17 protein-coding genes are annotated in these 16,614 nt (G+C 64.3%); 6 read left to right on the top strand and 11 right to left on the bottom strand.

Annotated features, from left to right (window positions below):
• The 6 genes from AB0H84_RS51890 to AB0H84_RS51915 form a co-directional block, all read right to left on the bottom strand.
• On the bottom strand, positions 1-1,416 hold a 1,416-nt coding region (locus AB0H84_RS51890; RefSeq protein WP_357621823.1), incomplete at its 3' end, for an AMP-binding protein.
• A gap of 68 nt (positions 1,417-1,484) precedes the next feature.
• Positions 1,485-2,165, bottom strand: coding sequence for a lysophospholipid acyltransferase family protein (locus AB0H84_RS51895; RefSeq protein ID WP_357621746.1), 681 nt, complete (start codon positions 2,163-2,165; stop codon positions 1,485-1,487).
• A 4-nt stretch (positions 2,166-2,169) separates the two neighbouring features.
• Positions 2,170-2,979 carry a hypothetical protein gene (locus AB0H84_RS51900; protein WP_357621749.1) on the bottom strand — a complete coding sequence of 270 codons (810 nt, stop codon included), beginning with the start codon at positions 2,977-2,979 and terminating at the stop codon, positions 2,170-2,172.
• A 140-nt stretch (positions 2,980-3,119) separates the two neighbouring features.
• Positions 3,120-4,136 (bottom strand): polyprenyl synthetase family protein, encoded by a 1,017-nt coding sequence (locus AB0H84_RS51905; protein WP_357621751.1) that lies wholly within the window; start codon positions 4,134-4,136, stop codon positions 3,120-3,122.
• A gap of 2 nt (positions 4,137-4,138) precedes the next feature.
• Entirely contained in the window at positions 4,139-4,786 is a 648-nt protein-coding gene (locus AB0H84_RS51910; RefSeq protein WP_357621754.1) for a hypothetical protein, read from the bottom strand.
• Between the two features lie 11 nt (positions 4,787-4,797).
• Positions 4,798-5,379 carry a hypothetical protein gene (locus tag AB0H84_RS51915; RefSeq protein ID WP_357621757.1) on the bottom strand — a complete coding sequence of 194 codons (582 nt, stop codon included), beginning with the start codon at positions 5,377-5,379 and terminating at the stop codon, positions 4,798-4,800.
• A gap of 587 nt (positions 5,380-5,966) precedes the next feature.
• On the opposite strand from AB0H84_RS51915, the gene AB0H84_RS51920 reads away from it, so the two are divergent.
• Genes AB0H84_RS51920 through AB0H84_RS51930 form a run of 3 tightly spaced genes read left to right on the top strand, consistent with a single transcriptional unit; the run spans position 5,967 to position 8,022 of the window.
• The gene (locus AB0H84_RS51920; RefSeq protein ID WP_357621759.1) at positions 5,967-6,206 is read left to right on the top strand and encodes a hypothetical protein; all 240 of its coding nucleotides are present in this window, start codon (positions 5,967-5,969) and stop codon (positions 6,204-6,206) included.
• Positions 6,207-6,209: 3 nt separating this feature from the next.
• Positions 6,210-7,706: an ADP-ribosyltransferase gene (locus tag AB0H84_RS51925; RefSeq protein WP_357621762.1), complete on the top strand. Its 1,497-nt coding sequence runs from the start codon at positions 6,210-6,212 to the stop codon at positions 7,704-7,706.
• Positions 7,699-8,022, top strand: coding sequence for a hypothetical protein (locus AB0H84_RS51930; RefSeq protein WP_357621765.1), 324 nt, complete (start codon positions 7,699-7,701; stop codon positions 8,020-8,022). The genes AB0H84_RS51925 and AB0H84_RS51930 overlap by 8 nt, the downstream gene beginning before the upstream one ends.
• Positions 8,023-8,918: 896 nt before the next feature.
• On the opposite strand, the gene AB0H84_RS51935 is transcribed toward AB0H84_RS51930, so the two are convergent.
• The 4 genes from AB0H84_RS51935 to AB0H84_RS51950 all read right to left on the bottom strand — a co-directional run bounded on the left by AB0H84_RS51935 (position 8,919) and on the right by AB0H84_RS51950 (position 13,067).
• Positions 8,919-10,283, bottom strand: a complete 1,365-nt coding sequence (locus AB0H84_RS51935) for a tyrosine-type recombinase/integrase (protein ID WP_357621767.1) — start codon at positions 10,281-10,283, stop codon at positions 8,919-8,921.
• The gene (locus AB0H84_RS51940; protein WP_175594775.1) at positions 10,280-10,468 is read right to left on the bottom strand and encodes a helix-turn-helix domain-containing protein; all 189 of its coding nucleotides are present in this window, start codon (positions 10,466-10,468) and stop codon (positions 10,280-10,282) included. The genes AB0H84_RS51935 and AB0H84_RS51940 overlap by 4 nt, the downstream gene beginning before the upstream one ends.
• 881 nt (positions 10,469-11,349) lie before the next feature.
• Positions 11,350-12,225, bottom strand: a complete 876-nt coding sequence (locus AB0H84_RS51945) for a DNA methyltransferase (protein WP_357621770.1) — start codon at positions 12,223-12,225, stop codon at positions 11,350-11,352.
• Positions 12,225-13,067, bottom strand: coding sequence for a hypothetical protein (locus AB0H84_RS51950; protein ID WP_357621772.1), 843 nt, complete (start codon positions 13,065-13,067; stop codon positions 12,225-12,227). Before AB0H84_RS51950 ends, AB0H84_RS51945 begins: the two co-directional genes overlap by 1 nt.
• A 648-nt stretch (positions 13,068-13,715) precedes the next feature.
• Here AB0H84_RS51950 and AB0H84_RS51955 point away from each other — a divergent pair.
• On the top strand, positions 13,716-14,063 hold the full coding sequence (locus tag AB0H84_RS51955) for a hypothetical protein (RefSeq protein WP_357621775.1): 348 nt from the start codon (positions 13,716-13,718) through the stop codon (positions 14,061-14,063).
• A gap of 207 nt (positions 14,064-14,270) precedes the next feature.
• Here the strand turns inward: AB0H84_RS51955 and AB0H84_RS51960 are convergent, their stop codons facing one another.
• Positions 14,271-14,582 carry a hypothetical protein gene (locus tag AB0H84_RS51960; protein ID WP_357621777.1) on the bottom strand — a complete coding sequence of 104 codons (312 nt, stop codon included), beginning with the start codon at positions 14,580-14,582 and terminating at the stop codon, positions 14,271-14,273.
• 355 nt (positions 14,583-14,937) lie between these two features.
• Between AB0H84_RS51960 and AB0H84_RS51965 the strand changes: the two genes are divergently transcribed.
• Both AB0H84_RS51965 and AB0H84_RS51970 read left to right on the top strand, forming a co-directional pair.
• On the top strand, positions 14,938-15,813 hold the full coding sequence (locus AB0H84_RS51965; RefSeq protein WP_357621780.1) for a hypothetical protein: 876 nt from the start codon (positions 14,938-14,940) through the stop codon (positions 15,811-15,813).
• Between the two features lie 250 nt (positions 15,814-16,063).
• Entirely contained in the window at positions 16,064-16,471 is a 408-nt protein-coding gene (locus AB0H84_RS51970) for a pilin (RefSeq protein ID WP_357621782.1), read from the top strand.
• The last annotated feature ends 143 nt before the right edge of the window (positions 16,472-16,614 follow it).

The raw sequence follows: 16,614 nt of genomic DNA on the forward strand, positions 1-16,614 counted from the left end.
CGATCGTTTGCCGGCTTCATGACATTTTGCGTGTGTAACTGCCAACTTCAGCGAGCAAGCACACTGACCAGTGCCGTCACGATGGAAAGAGCTCACTGTGTCGGCATCGAGCACCTGGCCTGGGCGGAGGGCAACGTAGGCGCGGAAGCTCTGACCGTATATCTTGTCCGGAACGCCTATCACTGCCACCTCGCGGACCTGAGGCAACGCCTCGATCAGCCGCACCACTGGGGCGGGGTAGATGTTCTGCCCGCCGGATATGATCATGTCGTCTTTGCGCCCGTCAACATGCAGTGTGCCATCCTGAGCAAAGTGGCCAAGATCGCCAGTGGCTAGGAGACTACTTTGGGTCAACCTCCCATGCTGCCCCGTGGTATAGCCGGAGAACGGCATACCGGTAGCGGCGAAGATCTCTCCGATCTCGCCGGGCGCCACCGGAATGCCGTCCTGGCCGAGCACAGCCACCTGCGTCCCAGGCAACGACCGTCCTGCAGTCGTCGGTGCGCGGCGAAGATCACGCGGAGTGGCAATCGAGATACACGATGCCTCACTAGAGCCGTACACGTTATAGAGAATGTCGCCATAGGCGTCCATAAACGCGGCTGGCAACCCCACGGGCAGAGCCGAGCCTCCCACAGCCACTACGCGCAGGTCGGTAGTCGCGGCGGGGATCTCCAGGAGGCGTAGCAAGGTCACCGGTACGGTGACTAGCGCGGTGCACCGGTGGGATACCAAAGTGTCCAAGAGATCGGCCGGGTGGTACGGCGGGAGCACGATCGTGGCGCGCAGCGCAAGGCAGGCGTGGAGCGCGCTATGGCCCCAGGTATGGCAAAGCGGGGTAGCGATAGCGACACGATCGCCAGCGCGCAGCGGCAGCCGGGAGAGCGGACTGGCGAACGCGGCCAGGCTCATCCGAGCCGGACGAATGGCGCCCTTGGGCAATCCCGTAGTCCCAGCCGTCAGGACGATTATCTGTCCTCGACGTATGGGCGGTGGCGGGGGCGGGCTAGACAGGGGAACTAGCTTTGTCACGTCCATCCATAGTGTGTCATCGGACTTCATGAGGTCGGGCCGAATGGATTCCGCGTCATGCAGCACCACTCCGATGTTCTGGGTGGACATCAACTCTCTCAGCTGCAGGTCCGGCAGTCGCGTGTCTAGCAGGACGGCATCGGCCCCTACAGTGAGCGCGGATACCAGCGCCACAACTGCTTCACGGCCCTGCCCGCACAGCACGCCTAGCCTGCCCCGATGGGAAAGGCCGTTCAACTGAACCGCCACCGAGTCGCACTGGCCGAGCAGGGCTTTATAGGAGATCACACCTCGCCGTTCAATGATTGCCGGCCTCATGGGGGTGAGTGCAGCCGCTGCCCTCAGGCATCCCACTGGTCCCAGACCCCAGCGTCGCAGCGCCATACAGGCGCGCAACGCCTGCCCCGGCGGCGCGGGCTCTAGCGCCTTTCTGACTACGGTCCAGATCGTCCTCACTGGTCATCTCCCAGTCGCAGCCACGTTCCGTACTCGTCCACGTATGGCCTGCCGGAAAGGCGTTGCAGTGCGCACATTACTTCGTCGGTGATGATCCGCGCGGCTACCGGCTCCGGTGCCGCATCGAGGACGTGGCCGAAGGTCATCGACGGTCCGCAACGCAACGTCGCCCGTTTGATCGCCGGGTATCTCCGCACGGCAGCTTGGATCTCATCGGTGTTTAGCACAGCAATGGGCACTATGGGCGCACCACTGCGCAGGTGTAGACGGCCTACGCCGGTGCGCCCCCGATGCAGCTTGCCGTCGCGTGAGCGGGTACCTTCTGGGAAGATGCCGACCAGGCCGCCGCGTCGCAAGACGGCAAGGAGGATGTCCAAGGCATGCTCCGCGTCTGGCCCGCCGCGTCGGTCGACCGGGACCATGCCCGCTGCACGCAGAAACGCGCCTATGGCAGACGGTCCGCTGAAGTACTCTCGCTTGGCCGCGAATACAATCCGCTGGCGGGTCGCCAACTGGATTAGCACTGGATCCCAGAACGACAGATGGTTTGCTGCAATGATCGCCGGTCCATCACGCGGTAGCAGCTCACGGTCGATGACCTGAGGCCCGAAGGCAAGCCTGATCGCCGGACCGGGGAAGAGATTCCGCGCCACGTGATAGGCGATCGGGTTTCGCATTGCATCATATCCTCAGGCCCACAGGGACGGTGTGGAGCACAGGCCTACGCAGCGCAACAGGCACCAGCATGAGGTCGCACGCGAGCTGTAGCGGCCGCGAGGTAACACATCGCCGCTGCTCACGCAACAGATCGCAATGCCGTTCGAAGCTAATCGGGCAGGTTGTTCGCCACCATCTCAAGCCGGCTGCCCTCCGGGTAGCCGCGCAGGCCATGACCCGTTCATGCTCCGCTGCGTTCTCGCGAAGCAGCCCATGGAGGACGTTTAGCCGCCCATTGGCTAGATCATCCCAGAAATCGACAATATCATCGGTTAGCTTAGCGATGATACCCATATGGGAGAACTGAGCGAGTATCCGTTCGTGCGGCGGCTTACCGTGGAAGACGCCTACTACCTCGGCGAAGACTTTTGCGAAGCCAGCAGAGTCCAGGACGATGCTCTCCAGATCCGCAATCACCGTACGGCTAGTCGTCTCCTGGGTGGTGATCTCGACATAGCGCGGGTACTGAGCGGAGGTCCTGGTTAGCAATAGATCCCTGATGGCGTGCCTTTCACGGTGCGGACGTAGAAACTCGCTCAGCACGGTCAGCCGTTCTTGAACCTCGGCTTCGGCAAAGACTGCTTTGAAGTCAAGGGAGGCGCCGCTCGCCAGACGCTCTTCGTACTTGTCGTCGAACGCACTGATCAGCCTGTTCAAACGGACTACGAGGGGGCCAGTCTCTGTTCGCAAGGCGTGCTCGGCGAGCTCGGCGTAGCTGTCCAGGAAGAGGTTGAGCGTAGCGTCGTAAATTGCCGCGCGCAGCCGGACTTGCACTCGCCCGCCGGGCGCCGCCGAGGAAAGGCCCCTCCGGTAAGGCCGGAGCGCTAGATGCTTGGCAAAGTACGCAGCGAAAGGAATAGATCGCGTCGCAAGCCGGACCCCCTCGCCCCAGCCCCATAGTTCGGGCTCGCGGCTCATGTGCGTCCAACCGCTCGGGCCAGCAGCTCTATTCCTGGCACCTCGCCAGGAATGTGCCCACCGGCCGCCAGGTTGTGGGCTTGCTCCAGGAGTCTCTCCGCCATCTGGCTGAGCCGTCGCTGAAGTCGTTCGGCCACACCGTGTTCTGCCAGCAGCCGTACTATCCACGTAGTGTCATCATCGGCCTGCCCATGCATGCCAGAGAGCCAATGTGTGAGCCGCTGAATGTCCCGTGCGTTGCCGGTTTCCGCGAGCACGGTGAGCAGGGTCAGAATGGGCGCAGTGGGCTTTTGGCCGCGAAGGTCCTGTGAGTCGCTGTGCACGTCCCCGTCCCTGGCGAAAACGTCGTCGAAGTCATCAAAGAGCTGGTAAAGGATTCCCGCGTGAGTGCCAAACGACTCTGCCAACCGAGGGTCGCCGCCCGCCGCGCAGGCTCCAATCCAGGCAGCGCACCCAAAGAGTGCGCCCGTCTTGTGGGCGATCATCTGGTCATACGGGAAAACCTCGTACGTGGGATACCAGCCCTCGTGCCAGCCGAGGTCGATGGACTGCCCTATGTACAGGCAGATGGCGGTACTGTCCAGGCGGCGATGGATCCGCAGTTTGTCCTCCGCGCGAAGTTCTGGGGAGCGGTCTACGACGTGATAAGACATCGAGCGGATGATTCCGGCCACATTGAACGCCATGCCGACACCCACGGTCGTATGGAGTGTCCGCACACCACGGCGGAAGTCGGAATTGTCCTGGATGTCGTCGAGAATCAGTGACGCGCGATGGTACAGCTCCACAGCTGCAGCGACTGGATGGACCCGCGCACGCGAATCGCCGGTTAGGTCAGCCACAGCGAGCGACAGCAATGGCCGCAGTTGCTTGCCCTCACCGTCAAGCTGGTGGCGGACTAGCTTCTCCAACTCAGGGAGATCAGCCAAAGGTGAATGAGCGATTACTTCGGCGACCAAGTGCTCCATCGCCGTGAGATCCTCTGCGTAGCGGTCACTTAGTGCGGCATACACGTTTAGACTCCTTGCAGCATTAGCAGTACCGCGGATCGGGACTCGGGGAACAGCGCCGGGATCGCGGCGCTGACGTGTCGGGTGTGGCGCACAGCCAGCTCACGCGCCATGACGGTGCCCGCATCCGACGGACTCGCGTACCGACTCACGAAGGCGGCGCATCGTGCTAGCTCGGCTGGCGGATCATCGAGCGGCGCGTGAAGCACGCTCATGGCATGGGTGACGTACCGCCAACTACTAGAGGCAGCCGTTGGTTGCCTGCCAGTGACCAGCGATGGCGCCAGCGCAATCATCCCGCCTATGAAGCGTAGGTAGCTGGCATGCATCCCAGGGAGGCGGACATGCCTTGCCGCAAGATCGCAGGCAAGGGCGCGTACACGGGGATTACGGATACCGTCGCACCATGCGGGCTCTTCAGTAAGGCCAAGCAATCTGAGCAAGAAGCGGCGCTCGGTACGACCATCCAGGGTGGAGCGGGCCATCGTGCCGCTGTCACCCTGTACGGCGAGAAGCACAGGCAAGGCTAGATAAGTCAGGAACACCAGGACACCCGCAGTCTCCGCGATCAGGGGCACTTGCCAGAGTGACCGCACAGCAGCAAGATCGCTGTCGTAGTTTGCGGATTCGATGTAGTCGTCGAGGATACACATCGCGCTCATGATTACACCGCCACGCGAGGCAGAAACTTGGTGACCGTGCTGTTGCGGCAGAAGTTATCGATATTCGTGATGTCGATCGGCAAACCTCGGCCATCCGGCGTCGTAAGATCGATGGCACCGTAGATACACAGGGCGTGGGTGCCCTTCGCCAAGCAGGCGCCAATAGACGGTTTATGGATAATCCTCCGCTCTTCGAAGAACTCGGCGAGCGTATCGTCGGCCCGGACACAGAATGAATCACAGCAACGGTGACGCTGGCAGTACTGCTGGCTCTTGCCGTACTTCTTGATAATTCCCCGATGGGTGCCGTTTTGCCCCTGCTTCGACGTGGGACGTTGGTGGATGCAGGTATGGTTGTTCCCCTCATCGGGGATGAGAGCAGGCTTCGGAAAATCGCGGTCATCCTTGCCCGCACTGACAGTCCGCGTGGGGTTCCGGAGATTTTCGCCGTGGAAGGCCCAGCTTGCGGACAGGCAGCCGGAGCTGGCCGGGAAGTGGCAAACGCTGCCGGTTACGTCGCCATGGCCGCTCTCGCAGAAATCGGCGGCATTCCCGACCTTTTCGCTTCCAACTACTGGGGCCATGCCGATCTCCCTTCATTGACGTGAGCCCAGGAGAACCCAGGGAGCCTAGGAAGAGAAGACCGCCACACTCTAGCCGGACAAGGCCGGACGCAAGCCTGACAGTTTCCTGGTCTTAGCAACCGGCAAAACTAATCACACAACGGAATATGCCATCTGAAGGCGCATTGGAGGAACAGGGAGCGAACCATACTTAACTTGGCGCCACAGTGGCAGGGGATGCTCACCACCACCATTCCTGATCTCCGCCACGCTGCCCGAGCAGTCACACGCCTGGTGGACATGTCGCAGGCACTCACCCAACCGCCAATGTGAGCAAGTCCGCCCCCTTAGCAGGGCTTCCTTACGCAACCCTCAAGATCCACCGAAGGCGCAGAGTGGGCCCAAATAGAACAGCGGGCAGCGTTGCTCTGCCCCCAGCGCAGTACGTCGGCTGGAGCCTTCCGTGGAACGACGGTCGCTGCCCACCGTTACACCATCCGACACTTCAGACCAATCCCGGCGATTCGGTTGCTGCGGTAGGTAGAGCGCAGTCCAATGGCCTCACGCCTTGGTCCCAAGCTTGACCGTCGCACCCGAAGGAGTCGCGTATGACCCGGGAGCAAGTGGAACAAGCCTTACGTCGAGCCGAGCAACTCACCGATCAAGCTAGACCCGGTCTCGATCGCTCGATCGCGCTCATGGCGCAGAACGTCTGGACCGGCCCGGCAGCACAGCGCTTCGCCGACGAACTGACCGCTCAGCGCCAAGCCCTCATCGGGGCGTGCGCCGGTGCCGTAGAAGAACTCCGGGCGTTGTTAGCCCGTACGCCGGCGGACAGCCCTGGCTAGGCCATGGGTCAGTTGGAGGGCATGGTCCCTGAGGGAGTCCGCAGCCTGAAGGACGCACTGCGCCAGGCCGAATCGTCGCTGGACTCCATCGGCGAGGAGTTATGGACCTTGCTGCGCGGGGCTTTGCTGTCGCCTGCCTCGGCCGACACGATCCGTCGAGTAGCGGCGTGGGCTGGCACCCAGGGCCCGGAGATCAATAAGCGGTTGCTGCTTCTGGAGCGCATGGAGCTGGACAAGCCGGAGCTCTTCGGCGCTGGCAAGCCGCCGATCTCGGTCGACGACTCTCTTTTCGCCCCCGGAGCGGTCCTGCCCACCACAGGCGGCTTCTGGGACCGCATCGGCCAGCAGATCCAGGCCACCTTCGACCCGAACCTGAACTCCGGCAACCCGATGACGGAAACAGCCAAAGGCACCGTGGAGAGCCTGGCCGGCCTGGGGAAGCTGGCGATCGATTACTCCCCCGTCCGGATGGTCGTCGACCACATGGGGTGGCAACGCAACGTCAACGACCTGTCCCAAGCCCTGGCCTACGGCATCAAGAACCCGGCCGAGTTCGCCAAGTCGGTGCTGGACTGGGATACCTGGGCCTCCAACCCCGAGCGGGCGTTCGGCCGCCTCCTCCCGGACATCGTGACATCCGTCGTAACGGCCGGCTCCGGCGGCGCAGCCTCCGGCACCACCCGAGCCCTGGGAGCACTGGGCAAGGCCGCCAAAAGCGTGATCCGCCCCAAGCCTTCGGAATCCCTCATGCCCTACAAGCTCGGGCGGAGCATCGAAGACCACCTCCCCGGCGGCCCAATGGCTGCCTTGAACAACAAGCCAACAGTGACCGGCGCCAATCCTCTTGACGATGCCGTACGGCACAGCAGCAACGCCGAAGGGCGCGCATGGGCGCGGGACAACCTGCCGCTGCCGGACCTGACCGACGAGGAGATGCGCGCATTAGAGTTCTACGGCGGCCCCGGTTACATGGAGATCAACCCGGCCCTGCGGGCAAAGGACGCTGATCCCGGTGTTGTCTGGTCTCCCAAGGTCGCCGACGAGATCGCCGCCATGGACCGGGCGATCGCCAAGTCTCATCTGCCATCCGACGTGGTCCTGCACAGAGGCGTGGGCAAAAAGTTCTTGGAGTCGCTGGGGGTCGATATCAACTCACCCGCCGAAATGGAGGGGCTGGCAGGCCGCGTCATCACCGAACCGGGATACTTGAGCACGAGTGTAGGCCGGAGAGCTGGTTTCGACGGAGACCTCCGCGTGATGTTACGGGTACCCAAGGGACACGAAGCGCTCAACATGTTCCCGATCACCAAGCTGACCGGCGAACGGGAGATCCTCTTACGCCGCGGCACGTCGTACGTCGTACGCGATGTGTACCGTAAGGACGGCCATTGGTACATGGAAGCGGACGTCGTACCGGATGGCTGGACCAAGCCACCCGATTGGGACGCCCGACCATCCATGGACGCTGACACCGGTTGGAAAGGGCCCTTCGATGACTGACACCCCGAATCCTCGTTTCCACGACGTCACCGCCAGGTTCGTCTCGGAGAACGACTCCTACGATTTCAAGGCCACCGGCCCGGTACGGCGGGCCGCGGTGCACGATCGACATGGAAGATTGCTGGGACATGTGTGGACCGACGATCGTCAAGCCGCGGGATTTACCCGCATCAATGACCCCGAGCCGGACATGGCTTATGTGAGGGGACAAATGAATCGGATTCTCACCAAGGCCTATCGGGCGGGAATTCCCGCCAGCGAGCTTCTAAACCCCGCCTTGTACGTACCCGACTTCGAGTTGCGCCTTGCGTCGTGATGTGCCTCGCGCGGTCGAGCGAGCCAGCCCGCCCATCCCTGAAACCGCCGGTGAGCCGTCCAGCTGGCAAGACGGGGCTGGCCCCGATAATCAGCCCAGCATCTGGTGACAGACACGATTCCGAATTCGAAACTCCGGACGGGACGGCGGAAACACGTCATCACACTTCGCAGCGATCAACGGGGATGTTTTTGGAGTATGCTCTTCCGACTTCTTGCTCCTGGCCTTACATGGCCCAATAACAGCGACCGTGGTGGCCTTGGGCAAGGGCCTCTGAACGTTCTCCTGCCGCCGACGTAGCACGGGCTGGCCTACTCCTCGGTGACGCTTCTTGACTGCTGTCGTCCCGTCCTTCGACGTCTGGGGCGTCGCCGAGGACACCTCCCGAGGTGCGGGCACATATGTGGACGAAGTCGGCGAGGTGAGCACGACCCGCTGCCCCGCAACACTGGGGCGGGGCGTTGGCATCGAGGCAACATTGGTGCGAGGTGAGGCCGTGTCAATGTCCCACGTAGTCGACCAGATGCCGAAGCCTACGCAGGTCAGGAAGCCGGCGATGAGCGCCGACCGAGTCAGGCGGCCCCGATCTCGCAGCAGTGTTTGCTCTGGCGGAGTTGGGGTTGAGTACCTTCGCCAACTGAAGGAGTCGGATGCGGCGAGGAGCCGGGGCCGGCCCCGGAGCGGCATGCCGTACGGCGGGCGCCGCATCGGACGGGACTCTTCGGGGGAGGGGCTGGGGCGGTCTTGATCTCTGTGCATGATCCTCCCTACTCACTGCCCGTGCCTGCCAGCGTGCCGCAGCACGACCATGTCCAGCGGGAACGACTCGGCAAAGAGAGCCGTGCAAGGCGAACCGGCCCCGGGACAACCAGGGCCGGAGATGGATAAATGTCGGCTTATAGGTCCAGGGCGTTGTTGATTTTGCTGTTGACCTGCTCTTGCTGGCCGTCGATGCACTTGGCGTAGACCCGCAGCAGCACGTCAACGCTGTGACCGGCACGTTTCGCGACCTCAGGAGCCGGAACACCCGCATTCAGCCAGAGTGAGACCGCCGCGTGGCGGAGGTCGTACGGTCGCGCGGCCAGAGATGATGCGACCTGTTCCGGAGTAAGCGCCAGTTTGCGGGCCTCCTGCCAGACGTAGGAGTGTGCCGAACTGGAGTAGGTACCGCCGGTGCCCGTGCTGAAGATCCTCCCGTCCTCTGCGGTGCCGTACTCGGCGATGTGCTCGCGGAGCATGGCGACCAGGACTGGCGGGATCGGGATCTCCCGCGTCTCCTTGTCCGCGCGGTGCTTCAGGCTGCGGGACTCGTGTGTCTCGCCGGAGTTGGTCCAGCGTTTTGTTGCCTGGGGTCGTGCCCTCTCCAGGACGATCTGGCCCCAGCCCTTCTCGGGCAGGGCACAGTTGCTCAGCCGCAGGTCCGCCGCCTCCTCCGGCCTGAGCGCCGCGTAGTAGATACAGGCGAAGAGGGCCTTGAGCCGGGGACCGCGTTTGCGCCCCACCTTGGGGACGGCGGCGAGAAGTTGCCTCGCTTGGGCCGGGTTAACCACCGTACGCGGATCGATGACCGTGACGGCCTTTGGCGCAGTCCACTTGATTTCGTCCAGCGGGTTGCTGCCGAACAACTTCTGCTCTACCGCGTGCTCCAGGAGGTGATGCAGGACAGCGCGCTTTCGCCGTACCGAGTTCGCCCCCGCCGGGCCACCAGCGAAAGTGATTGAGATGGCGTCGAGAGCTGTGCGAAGGATGTTCGCCTCCCCCAGTGCCGACAGCGGAAGGGACGCTCTCTCCAGCCAACTCAACGCCGCAGCTTGAGACGGGGAAAGGCTAGTTCGCCTGCTCTCGGGGAGGAGGACGTGAGTCCTGAGAACCTCGCGTAGTTCCTCCGCAGCAGTAGACCGCGGCACGTCGGCTACCAGGGCAGGGATTAGCGTCAGGAGTGCGTATGCTTCGGTCTCGCGAGTCCTGGCCGCCAGCGTGTTCCACCGCCGGAGAAAATACGCCTGAGCGAACTCCAGGAACGACGGCCCCGATGTCTTCGCCGCAAGCATCGACACCGGCAAACCAGTGGTGATGTCGAACTCCTCCCCCACCTTGATCGCCTGACGCAGGTCGGACATGAAGGCGCTGGCCAGTCCCCTGGTTCGAAAGGTCTTGGACCTGTCCTTGCTCGCCACTCGCCAACGCGCGATGTAAGCAGGCGTGCCGCGGTTGGTGCGCTGCTGGATCTGGCCGAGCTGCACGTAGTAGGTGGTCTTCACGCCGCCTCCCGTCGGGAGTCGAGCCAGGCTGTGAGGTCACTCCGCCAGACGCGGAGCTCGAGGTTGGGGAGCTGAACGCAGATCGGTGCGCGGCCGAGCTGGCGCCAGCGGTAGAAGGTACGGCGGGACACGCCCAGTTCTTCGAGGACCTGAGGAATGGTCAGCAGCTCGTCACGCCTGATCATCGACCACCGCCCGGGGTCGAAAGGCAGACAGCGGTGCAGTGGCCCTTCCCCGCAGCCGGACAGCGAAAGGCGGGCCGGATTCCGGGCACTACACCGCCCGGCTTATGGATAGAGGCGTCGCGGTGCAGCAGCCTGCCTGAGGCGCGACCGAGGTGGACGCCCATTCCACGGCGGTGAACGGGTCGGCGAGAGCCACCAATCCGCTTGATCTGGTCCCCCCAATCGTCGCTATCGGGGTCGTTGAGTCGGTCGATCATTCTCGTTTTGGCTCTGGAACAGGAAAGCTCGTGCAAGATGGGATCCGTCCTCTCCAGTGGTCTGGTGTGGGATGGCCCTCGCCTGGTGGACGTCTTGGCGGATGTGGCCAGGCGAGGGCGCTGTGGTTGGCGCGGTGGGCCTTGATGCCGACGCAGGCGCAGTCGGTGCAGGCTCGACGTTCGGGACCTCCTTGATCACTCTTTCTCGGCGGTCAACGAAGCAGGCCGGCGCGTGCGCTGTTGACCAGGACGAACTGGATGAAGGCCTGCGGAGGCGCGCTCAGCAGCCAGCCGAGCTGAAAGCCCGCCGTGTACCGCAGGCGATCACCCGCATAGCGGGTGTCCCAGACCGTCAGGGGCAGGGATATGGACCACCGCCTCCGACCGGGTCGTCAAGTCCCATTACTTGGCGACGAACGTGTAGTAGGAAAGCTGCGCCTTAGCTGAATCGCCCCAGCTATTGGCGCAGGGATGCTTCACTCCCTGCGCTGGTAGGGCACGGGAGCGGAAGGCAAGTTCGTGATCGGCCGTCGCGGGCGGACTGTCCACAAGCCGCGGGTCATACGCGCCCTTTAGCAAGCGGTCCAGACGCTGCGAGCGCGCTACATGAGCCTCTCAGTTGGATCATGCAGCTTTGGGGATGGCGGAAGCGGTCTTGAGCGAACGAGGCTTGGTGAAGATAAGCAGGTCCTCGTGAGCGGTGGCGTGGATGGGCAGGCCGCGAGCCCGGCCCTTACGCGCCTCGTAAAGCTGGAAGAACGACGCCCGGTTCAGCAGTTTGCCGCGGCCTAGCCCGCACAGCAGGCACACGATCCGGTCGGCGAAGTTCAGACCGGCGCGCTGAGCCACCTTCTGCACGTGGCCAGGCAGGTCGACCAGTTCCCCGCGGTGCCGGTACGGACGCACCGTCACCGCGACGACACCGCCGGGCCGTAGCAGTTCGCCGCAACCGGAAAGGATCTGGGCGAACCCGTCCAGCAGCACCGGCAGGCCCTGGTGGGCCAGGTTGGCCCTGTCCCGGGAGTAGCGCTGATTCCATTTCCGGATGCCTGGCTCACCGCTGTCGCGGGTGGCGCGGATGTGGCCGTGCGTGGCCGCCCCGTACGGCGGCGAGGTCAGCACCAGCGCCGCCCGGCCGACCAGGTCCGGCAGCAATCGTGCGATACCCCGCGCGTCTCCGGCGATCACCGTGCCGAACCCGGTCGCGCCCTGGCGGCGGGCGTGAGCGAGGTTGGCCACAGCAAGCTTCGCCCAATCCTCCTCGTATTCCATTCCGGCCGCGTGCCGGCCCAGGTGAATGGCCTCGACCAGAGTGGTGCCGATCCCGCACATCGGATCGATGACCAACTCACCAGGCTCGGTGTAGGCGTCGATCACCTGGGCTGCGATCGACGGCAGCATCTTGCCCGGGTGCTTCATCGATTCCGGCAGGTACCGGCCCAGCCTCTGAGTACGCGACTGCTGCTGGCCCGTCGTCCACACCGACGCGTTCGACGTCATCACAGCTCCCCCTCCATCCAAGACCGCTCCCCCGTTACCGGACCATCCGTCTGCTGCTGGTGGCGGGTCCGTCGAGGCGGCTCGACTACGGAATGCGGCGCGCCTCGACCGGCGCGAGGTTTGGTGAAGATGAGCACGTCACTGTGCACCCGAGCACTGCCCGGTAGCCCCGCCCTCGTGGGGCCAGGTCTTGGGGCGCCCCATTCCGGAGGCTGTTCGAGTTGCCCGCTGCGGACGGGCACCCGCAGAGCGACGATGTGCTGCATGTAAGCCAGCCCGGAACGCTTTACACCGGCGATCAAGCTTGGGGCTGGGTCGATGAGGTCCTGCTCACCGCGGTGCAGGCCGGTCACAACAACAAGGTGACCGCCTGGCTTCAGCAGCGCCGCCAATCCAGCTGGATCGACCGTCGTCTGTACTGGCGCGTCGATGAGCCGGGCCGTCATGAGCGGCTGGCCCATGTGCTGGGCTGGACAGGTATGGGTGAGCACAACCAGGGCTGCGGTTCCGGTCAGGTCCTTGACGGCGGAGAGCAGGGATTCGGGGCGGACGACGCGCAGATCGGCCACCTCCAGATCGGCAGAGGGGTGAGAGGTGGAAATCATCTTGCCGATTTCGCCGGCCAGGCGCGGACTGGTGACAGTGGCGGTGGCCTGGCAACCGAGTGTCAATGCGGTGGAGATGACGTTGTGGTCGGCGGCGTCCATGTCGATCACGAGATCGCCGACTTGGGTACAGACTGTGACGAGATGGCGGGCCAGGGACTGGCTCACCGGGACACAACAACCGCTTGGGCAGACGGGAAGGATTTCGGCATCGGCCGCAGCCAACCAGACGCTCAAGGGCAGCTGCTTCTGGTGAACGTCGCGAGTTGTTCGACGAGGAGCGGTGAGGCCGGTGGCGGCGGCGCGGTCGGCGTGTCGGGGTGGTGTCACGATGGTGTGGCCCGTCACCCGGGCCGCCTGGTTCCTGTCATCTACCTAAATACCGCTGCCGAGAGCCGAGTTGAGACACGAGGTCAGGCAAAGATTCCGTCGGGCAGTCGGCGGCGCCCGCGGAAATGCCTCATCGCCTGGGCATTCGCCCGCGCGACTACCTGGTGCTGAATGCCGAGTTTCCTGGACGGGGTTGGTTAGGGAGATAAGAAAGCGGCTCCCTTGCCGACCACCCCACTACCGAAGTTCTCGCAGGTCACAGCCCTTCTGGACACGTTCGGGACAAGAATCGGACAGTCACCCGCCACAGTTCGTACCCCCAGTTGAGCTGGAGAACGGCGGATTGCCCGGCGGAAAGATCATGGTCTGGGCGAGCGGTGATGCCCCTCAGGCTCGGCTCGGAGACCTCCACATCCCTCAGGGCGTAGCTGCCCTCGCAGGCCGGCCAAATGTTGATCAAGCCATGTTGTCAGGGGGTCCAACCCGCGAGATTCAGGCGCGCAATGGGATCACAGTGGCTCCGTTCGAATTCGCCTCAACGGAACGGGGGACCCTATGTACATTCACCGCGCACTTGTCTTCGCCCTCGCCGCTGTGCTCTGCGCCTCCCCCGCCTCCGCTGACTCGGCGGGCGGTTGGAACGATGACGCCGGCTGGGGATCGGTCACCGTCTCAGCTGACCGCAAGCACATCGAAGTCTGCGACTTGAGCAACGACGGTCGAGCTGTGCGCGCCGTGTACGGCACCTCCTACCTGCAGATCTGGACGGTGGTCGACTCCAACGGTGCCCGATGGGGCTGCGGGACCGACACCACCTTCTTCAGCCGAATCGACGTGTTCAAGCTGTGCGAAGGGGACAAGTACGGTCCATGCCGGCCCCCTGTCCGCATCGGCTGGCACTGATGCTTCCCCTGACGGCGAACGATGCGCGCTGAACGGTCCTCGAGCGTTCTTCACGGGAGATTCTCCAGCTCCTCCCACACGTGCCGGATCTCGACGCCTGGCGGGAGGAGTCGCCTGAGCGATGGAGCGAGCGTGGCGTCGTGAAGCCCGTCGATCATCTCCCTCCCGTCGCACCAAGCACCCTGCAGCGATGTATGCGTGTAGCCCTCATCGGTGTAGCCCGAATGAGCCACCGTCACCTCGATCAAGTCCGCCACCTTCGGCGGCCCTACTCGCCAGACGCATCTGGAGCGGGGTGAACTCCGCCGCCGTGACCTCGTTGCGGTCGTTCACCGGCCACAGCACAACGCCGATGACGGATATCGAGCCGAGGATGATCAGGCCGTGCGGGAACCACGGCACCGAGAAGAAGCGGTTCAGCGCCAACGCGAGCAAGACGCCGAACGGCAAGATGCTGGGAGGCAGCAGGCAACCCGATGGCCCGCTGCCCTCCCAGCGCACGATCGTGTCGTCGGCCACCCTTGCCCCTTCTGAAACGGTGAGCAAGCGGCAGTAGCCCCGGGGTTGAGTGGCGGGACGGTCACCGTCCGGCTCTCTTTGCCATATCTATAAGCCCGGGATCCCGGTCCACAATGTTTACGCAGGTGGGCGCTTTTCCGGACTCGGAGTGGACGGTGCCCGACCCGTACTCCTCCAGGCTCCTTCAACGATGCGCCGAGGGCGTTCGCGCAGGTCAGATCCCAATTCCGGCGTCCCCTCGGACTTTAGATGATCTTTGCCTGAGCCGAAGTCCGTCCGAAAGTCGTCCCGTTTCTGTACGCCGTCTCTGGCGCCATGAGCAGCATCCGAACCGCCCAGCCTTTTGGGAGCTGCCATGTTCCACGCCCGATCCCAGACCACCGCCCCTGCCACCACCGAAGCCTCCTCGGTCTCGAACAGCTACGAAGCCTCCTCCTCGGACGCCTCTTCGACTGCTTCCGCCCAACGGCGTCCGTTGAACCAGGTCGAGCATTCATTCACGCTGCTCATGCAGGGGCCGCAGCCGCTGGCGGTCGACGGGGCCGCGCTCGGGCTCGGCCTACCCGATCGCCCCCTCCATCTGGACGAGCTGCGAACCATCCTGCTGCACCCCAGCTGCGATCGGACCACCCGGGACGGAGTCTGGCGCCACCTGATCGAGCAAGCACGCGCCCACCGAGGCGCCTGGATGGTCGCCGCCGTCGCGCTGGCAGCGCCGATGCTGCGCCGCCTGCTCAAGACCCTTACCGAGATGATCAACGCCGAGCATGAGGACTTGGAGGCCGAGATGCTGGCCTGCTTCATGGAGGCGTTGTACCGGGTAGAGCTGTCCTGGTCCCACCCGGTGCTGCGGCTGTCACGGCTGACGCAGTTCGGCGTCCTGCGTGCCCACGCCGTCGATCAGCCCGACCTGCTCTCCGAGCCCGAGATGAGCGACGGCCAGCTGGCGTTGCGCTATCCGTCCGGTCACGCCGATCTGCTGCTCGCCCGCGCGGTCGAGACCGGCGTCATCACGGCTGAGGCAGCGGAGCTAATCGGACTGACCCGGCTGGACAACGCATCGCTGGCCGACTACTGCCGAGCCCGCGGCCTGCTCTACTGCACCGAGCTCAAGCGCCGGCAGCGTGCCGAAGCACGCCTCCGCCAGGCTCTGATCAGCGGAGAGCTATCCGGCACCGCCGAGCCAGGCGGCACGGCGGCCAGCGCCACGCGCCACAGCTCACGGTCATGATCGGGCAAATTCCACGGGCCTCGATGTCCGATCTCGGCACTCGAACCCGGTCTTTTAGCAGGTGAAAGGCAGCGCGGACGGCACCGGTCCGGCCAGGCCGCACCCGGCCACCCGGTTCCTGTCACCACCGGACCAGCCACCCCGCACCGCACAGAAGGAGGACGCCCACCCGGCCCTGGCCGGGACCGGGCCTCCGCGCTGCCTGACCCACCCGTCGCACGCATCCTCAACGCCTTGCCGGGAGGCAGCAGTGGTTCCACGTTCCCGCTTCACCCCTCGCAAGATCCTTCTCATCGCCGCCGTCATCGTCGCGGGCACCACGCTCGGCATGCTCCTCGAGCTGGCGCTCGCCCACTTCGCCGAGGCCGCTCGCATCTCCGGCATCGCAGCTCCAGCCTGGGTCGGGCCTGCTAAGCCAAAGGAACCTGGCTCGCTCAACCAGGTGATAGACAACCTGCGCAACGTGATCGTCGGCCTGCTGGTCGCGCTGGCCACTCTGTTCCTGACCGTGGGCGGGGTCCGCTACATCCTGGCGGGAGGCGACCCCGGTGAGGTGGAGGCGGCCAAGAAGACCCTGCGTTATGCGGCCCTCGGCTACGGCATCGCCGTCCTGGCGCCGCTGCTGGTCACCATCCTCGAGGGCATCGTAGGAGCCTGACAGTGCCCCGCCAGCCGCCGCGTCCACCCGTCGCGAGCCGACGTCACGTGGCTCTTGTAATAGCGGAGCTGCTCACAATCATCGGCGCCGCGCTGACCGCGATGAGCGCCCCAGCGTGGGCGTCGCCGGGTCCGCCGCCAGCG

The sequence above is a fragment of the Nonomuraea sp. NPDC050786 genome, from assembly GCF_040654115.1.
In the GTDB taxonomy this organism is placed as follows: domain Bacteria; phylum Actinomycetota; class Actinomycetes; order Streptosporangiales; family Streptosporangiaceae; genus Nonomuraea.